Genomic DNA, 2,963 nt, shown 5'->3' with positions numbered 1-2,963 from the left:
TCATGGACCGCCCCGGACAAATTACCGAGTGACGCCACCCTGGTACCTGGCATACTGTCAGGTTCCTTTAAAACATTCGCTTCGCCAATGGAAATGACGTGGCGTGCGCGCGACGGTTCCGAGTTAAGCCACACGGTCGACCTCAACAAGGAAACTCCTGATCCCCGTGTTAGCTATGAATTTCCGGAGCGTGTCTTCGCCCAAAAACCCTTCCTGGGAAATCCGGTTGTCATTGTTGAATTCGATGATCGAACGATAAACATTTACTTCGCTGCCACTTTGCTAGTACGTCCTCTCGATCCGGCCAGCCGGGAACCAGACCACGCCAAAACCTATAAGCTTGTCTATTCCCGGTCGTTGTAATGGTGAGTAACGGATACGGACTACCCCTAACAGAGGGTTTGAAAACTCCCAAGTAACTTTGATGTCCAACCGATTTTCTCTGGGAGGAGCACGTCATGTGGGCAGCAGAGCAGCGAGCGCGGCATACGGGATCGACGCCCAAGGATCGTAAGGGCTGTCGGTCCGACATTAGCGACCAGGAGTGGAAGCTCGTTGAACCCTTACTTCCGGGCGTAGCTCGAACCGGCCGCCCCCGCAAGGCAGAGCTTCGCCAGGTAATCAACGCGTTGCGTTACCTGGTGCGTTCAGGATGCGAATGGCTGGACAAAGCGGCCTATCTCGACTTCACGACGGCTACAGGGGCAGACAGGGTTTCAAGTACAACCGCGCCGCTGGGTCGTCGAGCGCACATTTGCATGGCTGATGCGTTACCGCCGTCTCGTTCGCGATTACGAGCAACGCCTCGACGTATCCACCGCCATGATTTACCTCATGCTTGGCTCAACGTTATTGCACCGAATTCGTTTCCGCTGAGTTTTTTTAAACCGTCTCTTAGAAGAAACATGTTAGCTTATCAGCTTCGATATTTAGAATATTCACACGGATAAAATATTATGTCTCAGGACGATTTACTCAAGTATTCAACTCACGACTTCGGGCTGCTTTGCTATGGAGGGGTTAGCAATGTATGGCTCGTCTACGCCGGCTCCCCCCATAAAGTGCTTGAAGATAGAGTCGCGCGAGAGAAAACCCCCGCTGACAAAGAGCGATTTCCAGGCTTTAAATCGGGCTCATATAAAGCCTTCGCGGGACCGATGGAAATGACATGGCGCTCGCGTGATGGCTCTGAATTGAGCCATACTATCGATCTCAATAAGGAGGTCCCGGATCGCACGATTCAGTACGACCACCCCGAGCGGGTTCAACGCTCAAAACCTTTTGAGACCGGTGAGCCAACTGTCATCGTCGAGTTTAACGATCGTACGGTGAACGTCTATATTGCGGTGACCTTGCACGTAAGCCCTTTGGACCCGGCGAAGAGAACTGTCGACTACGACGTTTCATATACATGTGTCTACTCGCGGACATTGTGATTTGTTTTTAATCAGACGAACGAAGTTGTAATGAAAAAAGCCGACGGGGTACCTGTCACCTTACCAACGACGGAGCAAATCGCACGTTATGAGGATGTGGCCGATAAGGTCAGGGATTTTGACGTGCCCCAACTGTATGATAGCGCCGATCCCAAAGCACGTGTGTTCTACGCTATGTTCGACGGGACGGGCAATAATGTCTTTGCAGACCCGCATGCGACGAACATAGGGATGCTGAAAGCGCAGATAGAGGCAGAAGCAGTGGTCAATAGCTCAGTGTCGGGTCAATACCTCCAAGGGCCAGGCACCCAAGCCGGATATAAAGGAAATATCGATGGCATTACGGGCGGAACTTACCATGAGCGCATAGACGAAATGTATGAGAAATACGCTGCACAATGCCGGGAATGGATCAAGGAGGATCCGGACGTCAAAATCAGCGTCATTTCGGTTGGTTTCAGCCGTGGCGCTGAGCAGGCTGCCGGTTTTACCCGCATAGTGCACGAGCGAGGAATACCGGGTGCCAGAGATCTCGATGGCCCCGAGCAGGCTGCGCCGGTCAAAGAAGGGACCGTTTCACGCACAGTCGGTCACATCCGCAGCAAACTCGGTCTGGAAAGCGGGGTGCAGAAGCAAGAACCGGCAGCCTTGCGGGCGCCAGGTAGTATTGCACAAGCAATTGTACTCTACGATCCTGTCGGCACAGGCGTACCGGCTCGCAATGACCGTCGACTGCCGCCCTCAGTCATTACCGGGATTCAGATCAACGCCGATGATGAATTACGTAAAGAGTTTCCATCGAGTCCAATTATTCGCCAAGGTACCTCCGAAGATGGCCGGTTTCTGGGAGTAACGACTGCAGGTGCACACAGTGATGTCGGAGGAGGATATGAAGCGAACGGCCTGTCTCACCGTGCGTACAATATTGCGGCCGCCTTCATGAACAAACTGACCGGCGACAGAATGATCAAGGAAGTTCATATCCCGACCGACCCCAACATGAGTGTTATCCATGACTCGTCGGAGCATAGATGGGTCTACACCAAATTAGTTGAGCGTGAGATTCTTGACAGAATTGAGCCAAGCGGCAGGCTTCAGGTTGAGCCTGTCGATTCTGCACTGCAGGCGCAATACCGACCCGCTCCATCCGTTACAGTGAAGCACCACGAAAATGCTGTCAAGAATCCCGTAAAAGCCGCGGTCAAGCCCGCACCGCAAGCCGCGCCTGCGCAAGACAAGTCCGATGCCAAAAACACGCCGGAAAGCCTCCCGGCACGCTCCGATCCCGCAGCCACTGCGCGCCCCTTCGCCGATCATGCACGCGAGCCTTCACAAGATAACCAATCCAAGCCGCCGCGCGACGCCGTCGCTGGCGCTGTGCCGGCCCCGGCGACGGATGGAAATGCCGAGTTTGCCAAGGCGATCAAGGCGGCCGGCCTGGAATTGAAAGAGCCGCCTGTCATGGACGGCACCCTGCAGCGCGTGCCGGTTGCCGGCCGTGCCCCGGACAACTGCGATGGCGCCTAA

Annotated in this window: 3 protein-coding genes and 1 pseudogene; all 4 read left to right on the top strand. The window is 54.4% G+C overall.

What is annotated here, in order from left to right; genetic code table 11:
• The coding region (locus tag RBA40_RS32980; protein WP_306653097.1) for a hypothetical protein at positions 1-363 on the top strand (363 nt) is incomplete at its 5' end.
• A gap of 95 nt (positions 364-458) precedes the next feature.
• Positions 459-876, top strand: a pseudogene (locus RBA40_RS33690) (transposase).
• 80 nt (positions 877-956) lie between these two features.
• Positions 957-1,436 carry a hypothetical protein gene (locus RBA40_RS32965; protein ID WP_306653096.1) on the top strand — a complete coding sequence of 160 codons (480 nt, stop codon included), beginning with the start codon at positions 957-959 and terminating at the stop codon, positions 1,434-1,436.
• A gap of 30 nt (positions 1,437-1,466) precedes the next feature.
• Complete coding sequence (locus RBA40_RS32960; protein ID WP_306653094.1) at positions 1,467-2,963, top strand: phospholipase effector Tle1 domain-containing protein; 1,497 nt, start codon at positions 1,467-1,469, stop codon at positions 2,961-2,963.

This window comes from Massilia pseudoviolaceinigra (assembly GCF_030846505.1).
In the GTDB taxonomy this organism is placed as follows: Bacteria; Pseudomonadota; Gammaproteobacteria; order Burkholderiales; family Burkholderiaceae_D; genus Telluria_A; species Telluria_A violaceinigra.
This window is presented reverse-complemented; position numbering and strand designations above follow the sequence as displayed.

What these genes read in the sequence shown, in the direction of transcription:
- RBA40_RS32965 (WP_306653096.1), top strand. Translation starts at nt 957, where the DNA reads ATGTCTCAGGACGATTTACTCAAGTATTCAACTCACGACTTCGGGCTG.
- RBA40_RS32960 (WP_306653094.1), top strand. Translation starts at nt 1,467, where the DNA reads ATGAAAAAAGCCGACGGGGTACCTGTCACCTTACCAACGACGGAGCAA.